Raw genomic sequence first — 18,331 nt, 5'->3', positions numbered from 1 at the left:
TGCCGTTAACCTTCGCGGTGCGCTTGTTATCCACCTGGCCGCCGGTCACGTAGAAGCGCAGCATCGGGCGGAACTCCGGCCCCATACCGATGGCGATGTTCTGCGACAGCGTCAGCTTCCAGCCGTGGTTATCGCCGCCCTGGTCGTAATCGACGCGCTGGTAGCCCGCTTCCAGCCAGGTGGAGTGCACATCGTTCCAGAAGTACATCGGACGGACAATGGCGCCGTAGTTTTTACGGTTATCGGTGTTATCCTTGCCGTTGTCATAGTCGTGGAAGGCCAGCAGATATTCGATCTGCGCCTGCCGGGTGAATTTATGCAGCCCTTCAAAGCTGGCGTAAATCGCGGTCAGGTCATCGGTTTTGTTGTAGACGCTGTTATCCGAGTTATCGGAGTAGCGCAGGATCACTTTATTGACGCCGCTGTCGTTGGTGTGGCTCAGCACCAGCCCGCCCTGCCAGGCGTCGAGACGTTCGTCGCTGTCCACCGCTTTCGAATCGAAACCGTAGTTGGCGTACACCTCAACGTCGATCGGCCCGGCCTTGATGTTGTGGGTTTTGGTGGTCAGGGCGTAGTGGCCGTTATCGCCGGTACCGGAGCCGCCGGTACAGGTGATGCGCGACGGGTTGGCCTCGTCCGCCATCACTTCCGGGCTACAGGACTCCACCTGCGACACTCCCGCCACGTCAAACTGCACGCCGCCGATATCAAAGTTCTTCACCCCGGCACCCTGGCCGTCGTGGTTCATCCAGAAGTAGTCGTTGATCCCCTGCTGCGGGCGCTGATGGAAGTCGCGGCCGGCCCAGATATAGGCGTTGGGATTAGACTCCAGCACGTTGGTGACGCCGACGTAGGCTTTTTTCAGGTTAACTTCATCGCTCCAGTGGTCAAACATGACGTTGATATCCCAGATAGCGCCTTTACTGCTCCTGAAGGCTTTGGTTATCTGGAATTCGCCGCCGTTGCCTTCGTTGCCTAAACGGCCGATCGCCGAGGCGCCGTTATAGGAGCCATCGACGCCGACAAACTTCTGATCGCCGGTCTGGAACTGCGCGCCGTAGCGGGCGTAGCCGCTGAACTTCAGGCCGAAGGGGATCGCCATATCCGGCGTGGCCGCGGTGGTCTGCGGGTTGGTGATAACATCCACTTTTTTATCAGCCGCGGCGTCGATTTTCGCCTGGCGTTCGGCCAGGGCTTTATCGACGGCTTTCGCCACAATGGCGTCGATCTGTTCCTGAGTGAACTCTTGGGCGACTGCAGAGGTAAATGGGAAAAGCGCGGCGATAACCGCCATGGGTAATGGAAGTTTTTTTATCATTGTCATAATTATCTCAATATAGGTTAATTTTATTCAGATAATAACAATCCCATTCTGGGCAATCAGAATATGTCGCTATCATAAGAACAATTTAATTTTTATTTTGTACGTCAACAGAGGCTTTACACTATTAGGGCTATCCGATCTCCATAGTTATTGTTTAAGTATTAGCGCAGCCCGGGTGAATTATCACTTTGGATAGTTCACCGGCCAGCAGTGAATTCGTTGAATGCGCTGGGGCATACGCCGAAATTAACGCCGTGGTTTAAAACGATGGCGACGTCCTCCCTACTCACAGCATCACGTTTTGCCCCCCAGACGCTGGGTAGCGTTCAGGGCGCTAACGCTTTGCCCTGCATCCCCGGGACACAGGGTCCGGCCGCCGCTGGCCGCCGCCCCGGCACCGTTGCATGGGTGAGTCAAACCGTTGGCAGCGCCCCGCTCAGCACAAGATGGCATGATGAATCCCATAATTTATGAAGCAAAAAATTAACAACTGTGACACATCCTGTATTCTCCTGGCCGGTTGCTCAATTACGTTATTTCACTCCGTGATTAAGAAAATGCTCAAACGTGAGCCATCTCGCAAATATTCGCGCCATTTACTCAGCGCGCGGATAACCCTGTAGAGTACATTTCCTGGAGTGGCCAGAGTAAAAAAACAATAAAACAAAATGCCGGTTTGGCGGCGTTTTAAATCTACCGGGGTATAGCTTGTAACGCGTTAATCAACAAGTGAAATGGAGGGTCTGGAAGAGGCTTTGCTTCGATGATCACAGAAGTAAAAAAACATAATAAATTAATTTAAAAACGTAATAGATTCTTCGAGATCATTTATGTCAGAAATTGTTACACATCCACACAACACACCGGAGTCTGCTCAGAATGAGTAAAAACATAATGCAAAGCCGCCCTGATGAATATCATAAATTGACGCGTGGAGAACGTATTGGTTATGGTATGGGCGACTTCGCGCAAAACCTGGTTTTTGGCACAATAGGCGGCTTTCTGGCTCTTCACATGCTGACGGTTAATACCATCAGCACGGCAACGGCAGGGTTTATATTTCTTTTTGTCCGAATCATCAATGTCTTTTGGGATCCGATGGTCGGCACGTATGTTGACAAAAGAACGTCAAAAGCAGGTAAATACCGCCCCTGGCTGTTAAGAGCCGGCGTACCGCTGGTGATCCTTTCCGCTTTACTTTTTGCTCCTATTCCTGGGGTCAGAGGTTCGGTACCTTTTGCCTTCATCGTTTATTTGGCTCTGGATTTAGTTTATTCCGTAGTGAATATTCCTTATGGTTCGCTTAATGCGTCCCTGACCCGGGATCCGGAATCGATTGATAAACTCACCAGTACCCGAATGATGCTGGCCAATAGCGCCAATCTTCTTGTTTATACCCTGTTCCCGATGTTTGTACAGATGGCTTCGCCAAAAGATCGCAGCCTTAAGGACACCGGTTTTTTCGGCATTGAGCTCAATCTGGGAAACTATACCGATCCATCAGCCAACTACGCCTGGTTCGGCGTCTACTCCGTGTATATGCTCATCGGCGCGGTGGCGCTTTTCATCTGCTATAAATTTACGAAAGAACGCGTTGTCGCGACGGCAGAACAGACCGCCAACGTCAAAACGACCGATCTGTTCCTTGAACTCAAACATAACCGCCCGCTGGTTATTCTCGGGCTGTTTTTCATGCTGGCCTTCACGTTCATGTTTTTCATGAACACGGTTAACGGCTTTTTCAATCAGTACGTTGTCGGTCATTCAGAATGGATGGGCGCCGTAGGCCTTGTCGCCTCCATACCGGGCATCGCATTCCCTATTTTTTGGCCCAAACTCAAGAAAATTTTTGGTAAAAAAGGCTTCTTCCATATTTTTCTGGCCATGTTTATTGTCGGTGAGCTACTGACTTACGTCTGGTCACGCGAGGGCATGCACGATGCGCTTTGGCTTGCTTACATCGCCACCTTCATTAAACAATGGGGCTTAACGTCCGCGACCGGCTTTATGTGGGCGCTGGTTCCTGAAGTGATTGCGTATGGCGAATTAAAATCCGGCAAGCGAAATGCGGCGATCATTAATGCGATTATGGGCCTCTTTTTCAAAATCGGCTTTACCATCGGCGGCGCGATTCCCCTGTGGTTACTGGCCGTTTATGGCTTTAATGAAACCGGCGCCCGGCAGAGCGCCAGCGCTATCGACGGGATCATTATGACCGCGGTGTGGATCCCTATCGCGTTAGCCATCATATCGATGATCATCATGCAGGTTTATCCCATCTCTGACAAAAACGTGACCGATATTAACCGTCAGCTTGATGAAGTCCGCGTGTAGTTAAAAATATAAATTAAATGCATTTGGAACATTTAAATAAAAAGGTGTAATGATATGTCACTTATTCAAAACCCTATTTTACGTGGGTTTAATGCCGACCCCAGTATTATCCGTGTCGAGGACACCTACTATATCGCCAACTCTACGTTTGAGTGGTTCCCTGGCGTTCGTTTACATGAGTCAAAAGACCTGGAGCACTGGAATCTTCTCCCTGCGCCCCTGCCAACCACCACCCTGCTGGATATGAAAGGCAATCCTTCATCAGGCGGCATTTGGGCGCCGGCGCTCTCTTATGCCGACGGTCAATTCTGGCTAGTGTATACCGACGTCAAAGTCACCGAAGGCGCCTTTAAAGACATGACAAACTATCTGACCACCGCAGCCGATATCCGTGGCCCGTGGTCAGATCCCATTAAGCTTAACGGCGTAGGTTTTGATGCTTCTCTCTTCCACGACGATGATGGCCGGAAATATATCGTGCAGCAAACCTGGGACCATCGCGAATATCACCATCCCTTTGACGGCATCACGTTAACTGAACTGGATACAAAAACCCTGAAATTAATGCCAGAGACCGCGCGTACCGTTTATCGGGGGACCGCCGTTGGGCTCGTTGAAGGGCCGCATCTCTATAAACTGAACGGATATTATTATCTTTTTGCCGCCCAGGGGGGCACCGTATTTACGCACCAGGAAGTGGTTGCGCGTTCTAAAACCTTAGACGCCAACAGCTTTGAAACGGAGCCAGGTGAGGTCTTCTTAACCAACGTCGATACGCCAGACAGCTACATCCAAAAGCAAGGGCACGGCGCGTTGGTTTCCACCCCCGGCGGCGAATGGTACTACGCCTCACTCTGCGCGCGTCCGTGGAATCGCCCGGGTGAGTCAGTCTACGATCCTCGCGGCTGGTCAACGCTGGGCAGAGAAACGGCTATCCAGAAGGTGTACTGGGATGAAGGCGGCTGGCCGCGTATTGAAGGCGGTCACGGCGGAAAGACGTTTGTCGAAGGCCCGAAAGATGCCATTGATACCGAAAGTCCGGAAGACCGTAGCCAGCACGACGAATTTACAACGGCGACACTCGATGGTAACTGGAACACCCTGCGGGTGCCGTTTACAGAAAAAATGGGTACCACCGGCGATGGCAAGTTAACGTTAATTGGCCAGGGATCTTTAGCGAATACCCATGACCTGTCGCTGATTGCCCGACGCTGGCAAGCCTTTTATTTTGATGCGAAAGTTAAAGTTAAATTTAATCCATTTAACTACCAGCAAATGGCCGGATTAACGAATTACTATAACGATCGTCACTGGAGTTTTGTGTTCATTACCTGGAATGAAATTAACGGTAAGGTCATTGAAATAGGTGAGAATAACCGAGGGCGGTATACATCATATTTAAAAGATGAAGCCATCAAGGTCCCGGAGCACGTTGAATATGTCTGGTTCCGGACGAAAGTCAGGAAGGAAACGTATAGCTATGAATATAGCTTTGATGGGGTTGAGTTCACTGAAATCCCTGTGAAGCTAGATGCTGCGATCCTTTCGGATGATTATGTCCTGCAAAGCTATGGCGGATTCTTTACCGGAGCGTTTGTTGGCCTTGCGGCAGTCGACTACTCCGGTTATGGCGCCCGCGCTGAGTTTTATCATTTCGATTATCAGGAGCTTGGCGACACGTTAATCGCCAGGGACGCGTATAGCTGGGAAGCCAGTGAATTACGACGTTATTAGAGAGCCCTGTCTGGGGAGATTAAACGCTGAAAGGAGGCACCGGCGCGACAGGCGCGCCGGTGCCGGGTGTGGCAGGGTTGTCGCATCAGGCCGGCAACCGGCCGTTCCGATAGCGAAAGTCATGCGTCACGCTAATGACCCGTGCGGGTGGCTATTGCACGCTTATTCCGCCGTTTTTTGTTTCAGCGCAGCATAGCGGGCAATCAGTTGTTGCAGATGCTGCTCCGTCTGGTTCTGCTGCGCCGCAGACCCTGGCTGATTGCGCGGCTGTGCGGAGAGTTGTCGCAGCTGCTCTTCCGCCGGAACGGTACGGCTGAACGACTGCGTTATGGCAAACACCGCTGACTTCAGCTCACTCACCGTGATATACCGCCCCTTCTGTTCATCCAGTGCGTTAAGCCGGTTCGTCAACTGCTGTAGCTGCGTCATTCCCTGGTGCCAGCCGCTGAGATTCTCCACGGGAAGCGCGGCGGCGCTGACCTGCTGTTGCCATTGCCGCGCCAGCGGTTTCGCCTGCTCTGGCCATAGCGTCAGCGCCTGCTGCGCCAGATGAGTACCATAACTCAAAGCCCAGTCCGGTTTTAGCTGTAAAAGCTGCGCCAGCTGCTGCTGAGTCTGTTTTATCCCCGGCTCCGCCGAGGGGGATTGTTGTCGTAGCGTCTGTAACTGCTCAGCGGAAAGCACCGTAGGCAATGGAGAGAACCGGGCGGGAAACCGCATCTGCCCCGAATCGGACGGGTGCGTTGCCCGCCATCCTCCCGCCGCGGCCCCGGCCAGCGCCAGCATAGTCAGCATCCCGGCGACAAACGGCTTCCAGGGCTTCGCGGGCGCCGGGAATGCCGTCACAACGTCAGCATTCGGCCGCGATGCCGGTTCGGCGACATAGACCCATTTCACCTGCGCGGTCGGTTCAGGGAGGCTGGAAGGGGCAGGATCAGGCGCGGCCGCTTGCGGCGCGGTCTCCTCTTTATTTTCGCTGCTCTCCAGCCGTACCGCCGCGTTGTGCAGCAGGATAGACAGGGCATCAAGCTGGCCGGCATGTTTGAGTTCCAGACGCTGCAGTACGTCATCCAGCGCCGTCAGATGCGCTTCTGCCTGGTAAAGCTGGCTCAGGTCGATATAGGTCAGCGACAGCGTGCGCATCGCCTGCTGCAGCCGTTGACTGAGCGAACTGAGTATTTTGATTCGCGCAGTCGTCGGCTGCGGCCACATATTGCCCCACTGCCGGGAGACCAGCGCGACCAGTATCGCCAGCCCTTCATTCATGCCGTATAGCCCCGCCAGATGCATGCGGACAAGCGTATACCAGGCGGCAGTCTGTAGCTCCACGCCGTTGTGCTCAAACAGCGACAGGCAGAGTTTTTCCGCGAGCCGCCAGTTGACATCAGGGCGCGCCGGATGGGTCAGTTTGTTCATTTCATCGCGAAGGCGCGCGTAATCTGCAAGCGTACGCGGGTCGCCGCCGGTTTTCAGGCAACATTCAGAAGGGGTCGTCATGATGGTTTCAGCCAGAATAAAAACTAGATAGAGGAGCGGACTTCCAGGTACTGCTGCTGTTTGAGGTGGCGGATAAGCACCCTGCCCTCGGGCATAAATTCGGTGCCGTAGCGCACCAGGCCTACGCCCTTCAGCTCCGCGTCAATGGCGTAACGCAGCTCGCCGGGAATAGCCTGCTCGAGCAGAACCACGTCAATTTTCTTCAGCCGCGGTTCATATTTAAGCAATACGGCCGACAGGATGCCCATCAGCTCATGAGCCGTACCCGGCATCCCCTGGAGGATTTTAGTCATATCCGGCAGGCCGTAATCGGGCAGGTGCGCCAGCGTCCCGGCGCGACAGTTGAGGACGCGCTGCATATTATCCAGCACCGACAGAATAACCTGGTTTTCTTCACTGACCTGATGCAGGTCGAGTCCGCCGGTAAAGTTGCCGTACAGCATTTCATACAGCGAGGGGGCATTATGGCGTGTGGGCATCTCAGTCATCCTTCAGGGGTTTCAGCGTCAGGCGGTTATGGCTGGCTTCAATAATGCGCGGTTTGTCGGGATCGAGATCGTCGCGCCTCAGCACCAGCTTCCAGTCATTCTTCACCATATCCGGCGCCCGGAATAACCCCACTACCGCGATAAACTGCGCCTTCTCGTCCATCGGCATATCCAGGCTGACGTCAGCGCCGGGTTTTACCACCAGGCTACGGCTGGCAAGCCGTTCGTCTCCGGCGGCCTCCTCGCTTTCCGTGACCAGCTGCTGATAGACCCGTTTATCGAACGCCTTGCGGTCACTGAGCTGGTAGACCCACACCATCACCGGCTGGGAGAGCGAGGTGTTCTCCCGCTCATCGGTGTTCAGTTCCGCCCGGGCGGTAACGTCCAGATGCAGGACGTTTACCTGCTTATAAAACACCGATTTCACCGCCGATGAGGTGCTGTCGCTAATTTTCTGCGTCAGGCCACAGCCTGTCAGCAGTAAAGGCATAAGAAGTAAACTCCATCGTTTAATCAAAGTGGTATGCAACACGCTGGTTTCCTTGTTGTAAAGTTGCAGACGGCATTCCGCAATAGCCGCCAGGCTCAATAGTAAAGGTGGCGGGGATATCGGGCGGGATCTCCTCTCCCTCCACGCCCAGTATCCCCGTCATGCCGAGCATAAAGGGGGTTTCGCCCAGCACCGGCGCAGGCAGTAACCGGGCAGGAACGGTCAGCTGTATACGCGCTTTATAGCGCCAGCCAAGATAGACCCGCAGCAGGACCAGAAAGTCCTGATATATCTGCCCTTCCGGTAACCACCCCTGCGCCTCGGCGATATCGTCCGTGTACAGCGCAATCAATAGCTGGCTGCTGACCTCTGTCGTTTCGTCGCCCAGCACGTTATAGCCATCGAGCAGAAAATCGTCATTGCCGTAAAAACCCAGTGGATTGTTGATGAAAAACGTGCGCGGGCAGTGCGGCGTGACGGTGGTCCGCGTGCGGGGAGCCAGCAGACGTACCAGCGCCTGAATCCCCTCTTCGGTACGCGCAGGCAGGCGCATGATGCCGAGCAGCGCCAGAAAACGCGATATCGGGGTGGCGATATGCTTATCGGTACCCGGCATTCCCAGACCGATAAGGCCCAGCAGGCTCTGCGAGGTGCTGTCCCTGCCCCCCGCTTCAAACGTCGCCGGGTAGGAATATTTTCGCCAGATGCGGTAAAACTGCGTCAGAATGCGGTGGTTAAAGATATCGAGAAACGCCTCCTGCGCTTCGTGCCCTTCCCGCTGCTGGGCGATCTCGTCGAGCCACGCGGTGGGCAGCGGCGAGTCGACGCCGTAGAGCCCCATAAACGTCGTGCGCACCGTCGGCGGCGCATCCGGATGGTCTTCATCATATTCCACCGCTTTCAGCTCGCTGACCGGGAAGCCCATTCCCGGATGCGGGCGAAACCGTACCGGATCGTCCGCTGGATTCAGGGTGCTGCCCAACGGCGATGCGCCCGGACGACGCTTTTCCAGTAACTGGCAGAAGCGGTAGAAGTTGATACGATAGATTTCCCGCTCAAGCCGGGGGCTTAGCCGGGAATGCGGCGGTTGTGGTTCTCCTGCCATTCGAGGCGCTCTCCCCCAGGTTGTAGTATCAGAATCAGATGGTTGAACAGGTGAATATCGGTATACAGCGCGAAGAAGCGGTTCAGCATCTCGCCGAACAGGCAGATATCGCCGTGCCCGGCGAAGCCGCTGCTGTCGAGGGTCACCTCAATCTGCACGCCGCGCAGAAAATGGCCCTGTGCAAAACGTTCCACCTCGCTATGCCTGACATCGACAATCGCTTCCAGGCGGCGGCGGTTCATCTCGTTATCGGTCCAGTCATAGAGGGCCAGCGCGCCGCGCAGCACGTCGGCGTTATCCATCATCCACAGGAAACTGCTGCCGAGATGGCTCAGCACCCGCCAGTGAAAACGATCGCGGTCCGGCGGGTAGCACGGCAGCGTCGGGGCGCAGAGGTTACGCACCTGAATGCGCGCGGTGGTGGATTTCACCACCGTGTCCAGCAGCGTACTCTGCAGCGCCCGGCGCGGCAGCTGGCCGTTGGTGCCGGTCAGGCTGAGCGACAGTTTTTCATTCTCCGGTACGGTGTGGTTATCAAACGCCTCGCCGCCGAGCGTCAGCCAGGTGTCGTGCAGCCCTGAAGGACCGGACTTTACCCGCGTATGGTAATAATATTCCGGCGCATCATGGCGCAGCATTCCTCCCTTGTGACGGAAGCTGGTGAACGGCACATACGTCTGGTGACCGGAGTGGCGCGAGGAGGTGACCGAATCCACGGAATAAATCTCGGTATGACCGTCCTGGACACGCATCGGGCGCAGCAGGTATTCGGTCTGTAACGAGTCCAGATGCAGCGGATCGGACTCCAGCGGAAACAGATTAATCACCGGCGTGCAGTGCAGGCGCAGATGTTTCTCCGACAGCGCATATTCATGCGGCCACTGTCTCTCCAGCACGATATCGATTTCAAACCACGCCAGTTCTTCCGGGAAATCCATATTTTCCAGGCCGCGCAGCGTCACCGACATAAACTTTTCACGGAAGGTAAAATACTCCAGCAGCAGCTGATAACCGCTGAAACTGCCGCACTCCGGCAGCAGCGCCTCCTCCCTACTGAAACCGCAGACGGCAAAACGGGCGTCCAGCGGTCTGCGGTCAGCATCGCCGGGAAAGCGGATACCCGTTTTCGCCACCCGGAGCGTCAGCGCCTCATGCAAGGCGCAGGCCAGTGGCGCGTCGCCATTCAGGTACAGCGGGATGCGGCTTAAATCGATGCGGCTCCAGTCTGCCAGCGGGCTGCACTCAAAGCGCAGGCGGAGAAGCGAGCGCCCATCCGGTTCCGTCGAGATCCCCGCCCGGGCGAGCGACAGGGGCTGCAGGATCAGCGACTGCGTCGTGGTGTAATGGCAGCGGGTGCGCTTTTCACCAATGGGCTGAGAAAGAATTCCAAAGCCTTTTTCAACGCGGACAGGTTCTTTCAGTTCACGCCAGTCCGCGGTGAACTCAACAATGGAGAGCGACGGAATGGTACGCAGGTAGTGTGGCCAGATCATGCTCACCAGTCCGCCGGTCAGCTCCGGCAGATCGTCGTCGAGCTTTTCGCGCAGGCGGCCCATCAGAAAGGCGAAGCCTTCAAACAGGCGCTCGACATAGGGGTCGCGCGCGCCCGATTTGTCGAGATTTAAGGCCGCCGCCCGGTCAGGATGGGCGCGGGCGAACTCTTCGCCCGCTTCACGCAGGTAACGCATTTCGGCGTCAAAATAACGCAGGGTTAAGTCGTCCATAGTTTTCGGTTATCAACTTTCGTAATTGTCATTCATCATGGAAGGGATAAACCTCGCCTGGCACGGGCAGGTACTGTGACTATCCTGCGTTCCCGCCATTTTTCGCCCGTTCACCATGTCATTCGCCATACCACCTGCGATGTAGTAAATGCCGGAATGTCTGCCGCAGGTCACTTTATCTCCCTCGCGTGCCGCCGCTTTACCCAGTATCGTCTGCGTGGCATCACCTTCAGTAATCACCCCGCCACAGGTGGTTTTATCTCCCACCACTAAATAGTTACCCGCCCCCATACAAATCACCTTTTTGTTGATTTAATGACACAATACCGCCGCCCATGCTGGATCGAGGGCTGTCAGCCCGCCCATCAGAGTATTAACAGAGGCCATTATTCACTCCCTTCCACAACGTCAGATTCATATTCATCCGTGCGGCCTAGCGCCGGGACACCGACGCTGAATATCTGCGACGGCAGACTGAAGTTTCGCAGCTTCAGCAGCGCCAGCGGTCCGTCGCCCAGTTCCGTACGCAGCAGCCACTGAAGCTGTCGCCTGTCCGGCGCGGTGACGCTCAGCCGGTACAGCCCGTCCCCCGCTTTCTGCCGCTGCATCTGCTCCAGCATCCGGATAACGCCCCACGGACCACTGTGGTTTGTATACAGACGGGTTCCCGCCGCCGTCGACGTCCAGGTCAGCATCGCCCCCGGTTTATTGATTACCCCCGGCCAGCGGAAGCTCTGCCAGTCGGCAACCTGGTTAAAATAGTGGAGTTTCTGCCCGTCAAGCGTCAGCTGTGTTTCCACCACTTCCGGCATCGCCACCCCCTGCAGTTCAAAGCTGATACCCTGGCTGCCGTCGGTAAACAGGATGTCGGACAGCTGGCTGAGCTGGTTCACCGCGTTCAGGAAGGCCGGGCTGAACGTCAACCCCTGGCTGTGGGTTCTGTCCGCCACCCAGGTGCTGCCCTCCCGGTGCAGAACGCCGCCCAGCTGCGTGCTGAGGAAACGGTCAATACGTCCGGTATCGCGGCGGATGAACGCCGCCAGCATCGGCAGCGAGGCGTCGCTCTTCGCGGCAGCAAAGGGATAACGCCCCTTAAACGCTGAATTCCAGTTCGCGACAACTGAGCGCTGCCACGCTTCGTTCAGGCTGGCCGCCGACGGCTGAAGCACCGTCTCCCAGGCCTGGGTCAGCGGCTGAACAAACATCGTCTGCCCGAAACCGCTCCACTCTTCACCGAGGCTTGCCGCCACCAGGCTGCCGTACTCCTGCGTGTCGGTCAGGTCAACGCTCCTGCCCTGGAAGACCGTCTGCGCCAGCTGCTGCATCATCGCCTGCGGGTCGGCGGCGTTTGCCACCTGCTGGAGCCTGAGGCGCACGCGGGTCAGACGCGTCAGGTAAGTCTGTAAACTGAGCGAACTGTCCGCCGCCATCACGCTCTGCGCGCTGTTTTTACCCATAAGCTGCAGCAGCGGCCCGAAGGTGCTGTCCAGCGGCCCTGCCGGTCCGGCGGCCTGCTGGTCAATCACCGGCCGGTCATCACCGCCCAGCAGGTTTTTCGCCGATTTCACCAGCGATGCGGAAATGGCCTCTTTCTGCTGCCCGGTCTGCCCCTGGTAAGCCAGGGTGTTCATCAGGGCAATCAGCGGCGACTGGCGCACGTCCCCGGCCAGCGTTAACTGGTCGGTGACGTCGGCAATATTGTGCGCCGGGTTCAGCCGGATACTGTTGAGGAAGTTCAGCCAGGCACCGGCAAAATCGGTGAAGTAGCGCGCCGTCAGGCGCTGCTTCAGCGCCTCCGGTGAGACGTCGCCGGACAGCGTTTTACGGCTATCGCTCAGCACCCAGTCGATTTCATCGCGCCGGGACGCCACGGCGTTATCAATGGCTTCCTGAACCCCGCCCTCCCACGCCTGGCGGGTGAACATCCCCGGCACCGACTCCGGCGTGCTGAACAGGCGACCGGCGTCGGTCTGCGGCGTCATGTCCTCCAGCGTCATGTCCGCGTAGCTGCGGCGCACCCGGGTGAGCATGTTCTCATACAGCGTACTTTCCGCGTTGCGCCGGCCAATCTGCTCCAGCAGCACCTGACGTACCCGGGTGACCAGCTGCCTGTCCGGCGTGATTTTCCAGGCAGGCTGCGACGGCAGGCTCTGCATGTAAAAGGCGTGAAGGTCCGGGGCGATACTCTGCCACAGCGCCGGGGAGAGTCCCGGCCGGGATGGCGCGGTGGTTGTCATCACCTGCGCGTACAGGGCAGCGTCGGCTTTGTCCGGGCGCGCCATCATCAGGTATGCTTTCAGCTGATCGTAGCCCGCCTTAGCTAACGTGGCGCGCTGCGGGCTGCGCGGCGGCAGGTTCGCCAGGACAGTCAGTTTCTGCGTCAGCGCCTGCATGGCCGCATCGCGTATCAGGCGGTTACTGGCCTGGCCGTACCAGGGCATCAGGGCGGCTGAAAGCGGCGCATTGTGGTCCAGCCCGAAGCGCTGGTACCAGGGAGCGCCATTCGCCTGTTGCGTCTGCAGGCGCCCGATATCGTTACGCAGAGCCTGCAGCGCCATCAGCTGCGGGTCGTTAACCGCGGGATGATTCACCAGCTGCTGCGCCCGCGCCGCCGCGCTGACGATATGGTGGCGGTTAACGGCAAAGGAGACCACGCTGCCCGCCCCCCACAGGGCAATCAGCGTCAGCAGGGTGACGCCCGGCGTTCGCTGCCACGGCATCCCTACCCGCACGCCCCGCGCCTGAGCGCAGTCCGCCGTCACGCCCTGCCAGATCGCCGGAGCGGACCAGCGGTGTTCATGGCCCGCGGCATTATCCTCAGGGGCCAGCGACGGGCTGAACATCAGGCCGCGCAGCGGAACACGCTTCAGGTGCTCCGTCAGCCACGGCGTCAGCAGCGTTTTCCAGTGGGCTATTCCCTGTTTCTCCAGCTGCCGGCCGAAACGTAACAGGAAATCGTGCGACGGCCCGGCGCACAGCTGCTGCATTCCCCTTTCGCGCAGGGATGGCAGGATAGCGCGGAGCTGGCGCTCCACCCCCGCCGGCGTGGCGCGGGCCGGGAAAAGCGCCCCTACCGTCTGGGTGACGCGCGCATCCTGCGACCAGTCGCTGTCAGTCACCTGCCACAGGTACACCGGCGGCTGCCAGCGCAGCGCCTCCCCGACCTGCTCCAGGGCGCGAAGATGGTTATCCAGCGTACCGGCGGTGGTCTGTCTCTCATCCAGCGCCAGCACGATGCCGTCCAGCGGACGGCTGCGGCGCAGCTTACGCAGGGCGGTCAGGCGCCCGGTGTCCGGCGCCGATGACAGGCTGCCGCCGTAAATCAGCACCGTGCGGTGGCCTTCAAGCCACTGTTTTTCGGCAAGGCCGGGGGCGATGGCGGCGATATGTTCGGGTTCGCCACAGACCAGCAGCAGGCGGACCTTACTGCGCCAGAAGAGGTTGTAGCGGCGGCGGAGGTGCTTTTTTAGCGAAGAAAGGGAGATATCTCGTTCCTGTGTACCAGCCCCCTCGCCTGCCGGGCGACTGTACTGCGGAGTCAGCGGGGTGTCGTTTTTTTGGAAAGGGATAAGAAAAAAAATCAGCACGCTCAACAGACTGGTCAGAAAAACCGCACCCAACAGCGAAATCCAGAATACGCGTTCCCCCGTCCATTCAAAAAAAAGATGAGTTGTCTGGGCCAGAATAAACAACAGCGCCAACAAAACAACCAGGACACAGAGACCCGCTCCCAGGATGTATAAAAACCTTTTCATATTGGATTATTCCTTGCGGGCAAGTCCGGCAGCCTGAACAAAGTGGGGGCGTTGCAGAGCAGTGAGGGCGCGGCGCAGCAGGAAAACAGCACCGGGTAGAGTGACTGCCAGCGACAGTAACATACTGAGCACGCCGCACCAGGAGAACAGCCAGTCCGGAAAAAAACGGGCAACGCCCCCAAAAGCCGCCACGTTGAGCAATACGGCAAGGCAGAGTGAACCCGCCGGATAAGGCAACGGGAGTATGTTCACATCTTCATCGCAGATAACCGGCAGATTATTGCCGACGACCATTGCGCCGGCCCGTTTGTCATCCGCCTGTAGCAGCCAGTGGCTTCCCGGACCGTAATTGACCATCTCTGCTGTTGCAGCTACCATCAGCCATCCCGCCAGATGCCCGTAGTCTGCGCTGATTTTCGCAAAATCGATAATGCCACCGGCTGCGATATCAGTATGCAGGTGCAGAGGTAAATCATTAACCACCCGTCCCAGCGCCTGTGCGGACGACGTAGATAACCCGCTGTGCCAGACCAGATGTTTTACACCAGAAGGCTGCTGCGCCATATCGCGCAATTCAGCCAGCTCGCGGGGCAATGCACCAGTATTCAGCGGCATGGCGCGAAATACTCGCACTGCATCGCGCTGTTCTGACGATTTAAGCATCGCTTCAGGCAACAGCAACAACGCACAGGCAAATTCCGCTAAGGCTTCCTCCGGCTGGCGGTAATGCAGTGCCAGTACAAGCAATGGATAACGAGCAGTAGACAGGAATTTATTCCAATTATTAAAAACTGACGAATTGGATAAGGCATGAATATCTGGCATCCATGGCAATTTTTCATCTTCCCAGAGAAGGGAAAAATACTGAATTTCCTGTTTTTTATCAGGAGCAGATGTCTGTATTATCACCGTTAACGGACCTGAAGGATAGGCCTGAGAAAGTATTGTTTTAATCTGGTTTATTAATAAACGACAAAGTTGTTCAAAGCGTGAAATACCAGGAATAAAAGCTTCTTCGGGAAGCAATGTTAATAAAGATGTTTCGTCGCTGCTTTCAGACGCAACACCCGCTAGTCGAGAAAGCAATTGTGGGTCTGCGGTTAATACCACATGCCTGGTCACGCATAAATGCAGGTGTGCTTGACGCTGCCAGGCCAGGTGCATATTTCGTCGCCAGTTATTCCAGTTACGGACGCGGAAAGTCTGTATTTCCCACCATAACAAATAAAAGGTTACGGTAATTGTAACACCCACCAAAGTATATCCGGTCAGTGGTAGCCAGTAGCCGCTTGCGAGCGTTGGTAAACTACCGGAGGGTGAATGCAGTACCACCCGAACTAACGCGATAAATACACCGGCGAAAGTAATTGATAGGCATACCCAGGGCGACCAGGGTTGCGTATCTGGCCTCGCGGGAACCTCCGGTAATGACCAGCCCATCAACCTATCTCCACATCCGGCAAACTGGCGAAGATCACGGAACCACAGGCGCTCTTACAACCATGCGCCACAATTCCCCTACCGTTTTCCTCATAACTCATATCGCATTCCACTATCGGATTAGAACCGTGTTCCGGACAGGACACCGAATCATTCAGCAGTGCAACATTTTTACCTTCAATTTCAAAAGTAGATGATACAGAGACTACTTTACCTCCATGCGAGGTAGCATCGCCAAGAACAACTATTTTCTTTCCCATATCAATATCCGTATTCTTTGGTCTTCACACGAATCATTTCTTCCAATGCTGTTTCTTTGCTGATTATTTCTGGTTCAGTAACATTGTTTGGAATTCCGGTTTTTAAATATGTATCCAGTCCCTGAGTCCAGTCTGCTCGACGGCGTAGATCAGTGATAAAAGCCCTATCCCAACCCGATTCACAGTAACCAATGGGTAAATCATAAGCAACGACTCGTGCCATAAAATTTAAATTACTGGGTAAGGTACTGTGATCTGTAGGTTGTGCGACATATGAACGTATCCTGCGATCTTTTTCGTCAAACGTCTCCTTACGGGTTACTGGGGTTACGCTACCGTAAGTACCATATTCCGATTGTTTTTTGACACCAATAACGATATCCTGATCGGGATACAAATTAATGAAATTATCGTAAGTATCGTCATTCTTATAACCAGTTTTAGGATCACGCTCCCCCCAACCGTTTTTTTCCTGTGGGCCATGCTCAGCACCAACTCTTGTTTTATCGAAATCACTTAGTTCATTTTCCTTAATTGGCTCAGGGACTTCCTCGGCATTAATAAATACAGTTTGCCAGTGAGGTGGATCTGGGTACACAAAACCACTGCTCTGGTATTCATCTCCTTCATCATCCCAAAAGGGTTTACCATCTGGCAATCGACCAAATGGAGTTTTTGACTCGGGAGCTATACCACAAGGTGTATTTCTGGCAAGCATTCGCTGGAATAAATACCCCTTATGCTGGGTGATAAGTGGATGAGGATTGCCTTTTTCATCATTTGGGAAACCTTGCCACCCTATCGAACGCAGAGGGAGGGAACCCATAACTCTGTCATGTGGATTGAAATAAACATAAGTCCTCCCGTGATTATCTCTTTCCTGGATATTTCTCGTTTCATTTTTGTCAGAAGCTACAAGAGTTATATCTGGCTTCCAGTTTTTATTATCCTGTGATTGACCTACACACAACCCCTCATAGCCTAACGAAGATAAATGTGTTGATTGAAGTGCAACTTTATCAATTATTGCTGACAGAGTACTTTCTCGACCAGATGGAGAAATACATTCTTCAGGAGGCATTGAAAAGGCATTCAATTGACTATTATGAAGGGCATAAGGTGAATTCATTATAAATAGAGCATCAGGTGCTTTATTTGCGAGTGCAGTAGCAGCCATTGAAACCATAGTTCCTTGACTATGTGAAATTATGGTAACTGTATCCTTAGGATATTTCTCTCGAATAAGATCCAATAAATCAGCTAACCGCTTCGCGGCATGAGCATAATAGTTTCGTGGTGGTGCTGTGGTTAGTAAGCGATCTTTGTCTTCATTACCATATTGAACTTTTGCACCAGGTATATTGGCTAAATCTTCATTGAATCCTTTTTTACTCCAAAGTGAATGAAGATTATTCGTGCCATTTTGAAAAGGACCGCCGCCCCATATATAAGGACCTTTTTTCAAAATATCATACAATGGGACGCCATCTCGCTTCATCTGATGATAGTCATCACCCTTAATACTTACCAAAGGAATAACAAACTTATCTTCGTCACCTAATGGTGATGAATAGCCCCAATAAAATCGAATTACAGGTGACCGGCCATTGTCAGTAACTAATTTCCTTTCTACTAATGGAGACATTGGAGTTCTTTTTTCGGCGCCTTTCTCATCTAATTCTATCTTGTCATCCCCACTATATATGTTAGCCTTTAACTCAAAATTAGTGCCTTCAAGTCCAAGGCGTTTATTCAATCCTGCACATAATGCAGACTCTGCTTTTTGATACCATTCACCTGTGGAGTTAACACCATGGACAAGTATTACAAGTCCAGGCAGATGAGGTGGCACATCGCAAGCTCCACGAACCTGAACATTCTTATGCGATGGAAAAGAACACCAAGAAGGATGGCCATTATCATCATATTTAATCTCTAACTCTCTAACTGGCTCAGTCTTATATACCATACTACCTCCTGTTTTGAAAAAATAGCATTATCGTATGAGACCAAATTCAGTAAATTGCAGAGCATACAAAGCAACAAACGCCACACAGATACACACAAACCAAATCAGCAATATGATACGCAAACCATGAACTCTCTTACAACAAAGCCATGCAACTAATGTAAGCAAACTCCCTGCGATTAGCGCATAAATTATTAACAAAGAATAAATC

General features: G+C 54.5%; 12 protein-coding genes and 1 pseudogene. 2 read left to right on the top strand and 11 right to left on the bottom strand.

Going from position 1 to position 18,331, the window contains the following annotated elements; genetic code table 11:
- A partial coding sequence (locus F8562_RS09675; RefSeq protein ID WP_151891902.1) for a carbohydrate porin occupies window positions 1–1,324 on the bottom strand: 1,324 nt, incomplete at its 3' end.
- Between the two features lie 894 nt (window positions 1,325–2,218).
- Between F8562_RS09675 and F8562_RS09670 the strand changes: the two genes are divergently transcribed.
- Complete coding sequence (locus F8562_RS09670) at window positions 2,219–3,658, top strand: MFS transporter (protein WP_162140807.1); 1,440 nt, start codon at window positions 2,219–2,221, stop codon at window positions 3,656–3,658.
- A gap of 54 nt (window positions 3,659–3,712) precedes the next feature.
- A complete protein-coding gene (locus F8562_RS09665) occupies window positions 3,713–5,392 on the top strand; it encodes a glycoside hydrolase family 43 protein (RefSeq protein WP_094909567.1) in 1,680 nt (559 codons plus the stop codon).
- A gap of 162 nt (window positions 5,393–5,554) precedes the next feature.
- Here F8562_RS09665 and F8562_RS09660 read toward each other — a convergent pair whose 3' ends face one another.
- From F8562_RS09660 to F8562_RS09615, 10 genes and pseudogenes are all read right to left on the bottom strand, one after another.
- Entirely contained in the window at window positions 5,555–6,889 is a 1,335-nt protein-coding gene (locus F8562_RS09660; RefSeq protein WP_014838283.1) for a VasL domain-containing protein, read from the bottom strand.
- 23 nt (window positions 6,890–6,912) lie between these two features.
- On the bottom strand, window positions 6,913–7,368 hold the full coding sequence (gene tssE, locus F8562_RS09655) for a type VI secretion system baseplate subunit TssE (RefSeq protein WP_014838282.1): 456 nt from the start codon (window positions 7,366–7,368) through the stop codon (window positions 6,913–6,915).
- A gap of 1 nt (window position 7,369) precedes the next feature.
- Complete coding sequence (gene tssJ, locus F8562_RS09650; RefSeq protein ID WP_032749377.1) at window positions 7,370–7,909, bottom strand: type VI secretion system lipoprotein TssJ; 540 nt, start codon at window positions 7,907–7,909, stop codon at window positions 7,370–7,372.
- The gene (tssG, locus tag F8562_RS09645; protein ID WP_014838280.1) at window positions 7,887–8,972 is read right to left on the bottom strand and encodes a type VI secretion system baseplate subunit TssG; all 1,086 of its coding nucleotides are present in this window, start codon (window positions 8,970–8,972) and stop codon (window positions 7,887–7,889) included. Before tssG ends, tssJ begins: the two co-directional genes overlap by 23 nt.
- The gene (gene tssF / locus F8562_RS09640) at window positions 8,936–10,696 is read right to left on the bottom strand and encodes a type VI secretion system baseplate subunit TssF (RefSeq protein WP_014838279.1); all 1,761 of its coding nucleotides are present in this window, start codon (window positions 10,694–10,696) and stop codon (window positions 8,936–8,938) included. The genes tssG and tssF overlap by 37 nt, the downstream gene beginning before the upstream one ends.
- A gap of 18 nt (window positions 10,697–10,714) precedes the next feature.
- Window positions 10,715–10,987 (bottom strand): annotated as a pseudogene (locus F8562_RS09635) (PAAR domain-containing protein); the annotation flags it as partial.
- Window positions 10,988–11,082: 95 nt separating this feature from the next.
- Window positions 11,083–14,451 carry an ImcF-related family protein gene (locus F8562_RS09630; protein WP_224256711.1) on the bottom strand — a complete coding sequence of 1,123 codons (3,369 nt, stop codon included), beginning with the start codon at window positions 14,449–14,451 and terminating at the stop codon, window positions 11,083–11,085.
- A 6-nt stretch (window positions 14,452–14,457) separates the two neighbouring features.
- On the bottom strand, window positions 14,458–15,891 hold the full coding sequence (locus F8562_RS09625; RefSeq protein WP_014838276.1) for a hypothetical protein: 1,434 nt from the start codon (window positions 15,889–15,891) through the stop codon (window positions 14,458–14,460).
- Entirely contained in the window at window positions 15,891–16,151 is a 261-nt protein-coding gene (locus F8562_RS09620; RefSeq protein WP_014229081.1) for a PAAR domain-containing protein, read from the bottom strand. The genes F8562_RS09625 and F8562_RS09620 overlap by 1 nt, the downstream gene beginning before the upstream one ends.
- Before the next feature lies 1 nt (window position 16,152).
- A complete protein-coding gene (locus F8562_RS09615; protein ID WP_029946967.1) occupies window positions 16,153–18,120 on the bottom strand; it encodes a membrane protein in 1,968 nt (655 codons plus the stop codon).
- Window positions 18,121–18,331 lie beyond the last annotated feature (211 nt).

The organism is Klebsiella sp. RCJ4, assembly GCF_009025755.1.
GTDB classification, from domain to species: Bacteria; Pseudomonadota; Gammaproteobacteria; order Enterobacterales; family Enterobacteriaceae; genus Klebsiella; species Klebsiella michiganensis.
Note: the sequence above shows the minus strand (reverse complement) of the source record. Positions and strands in the feature narration are given on the sequence as shown.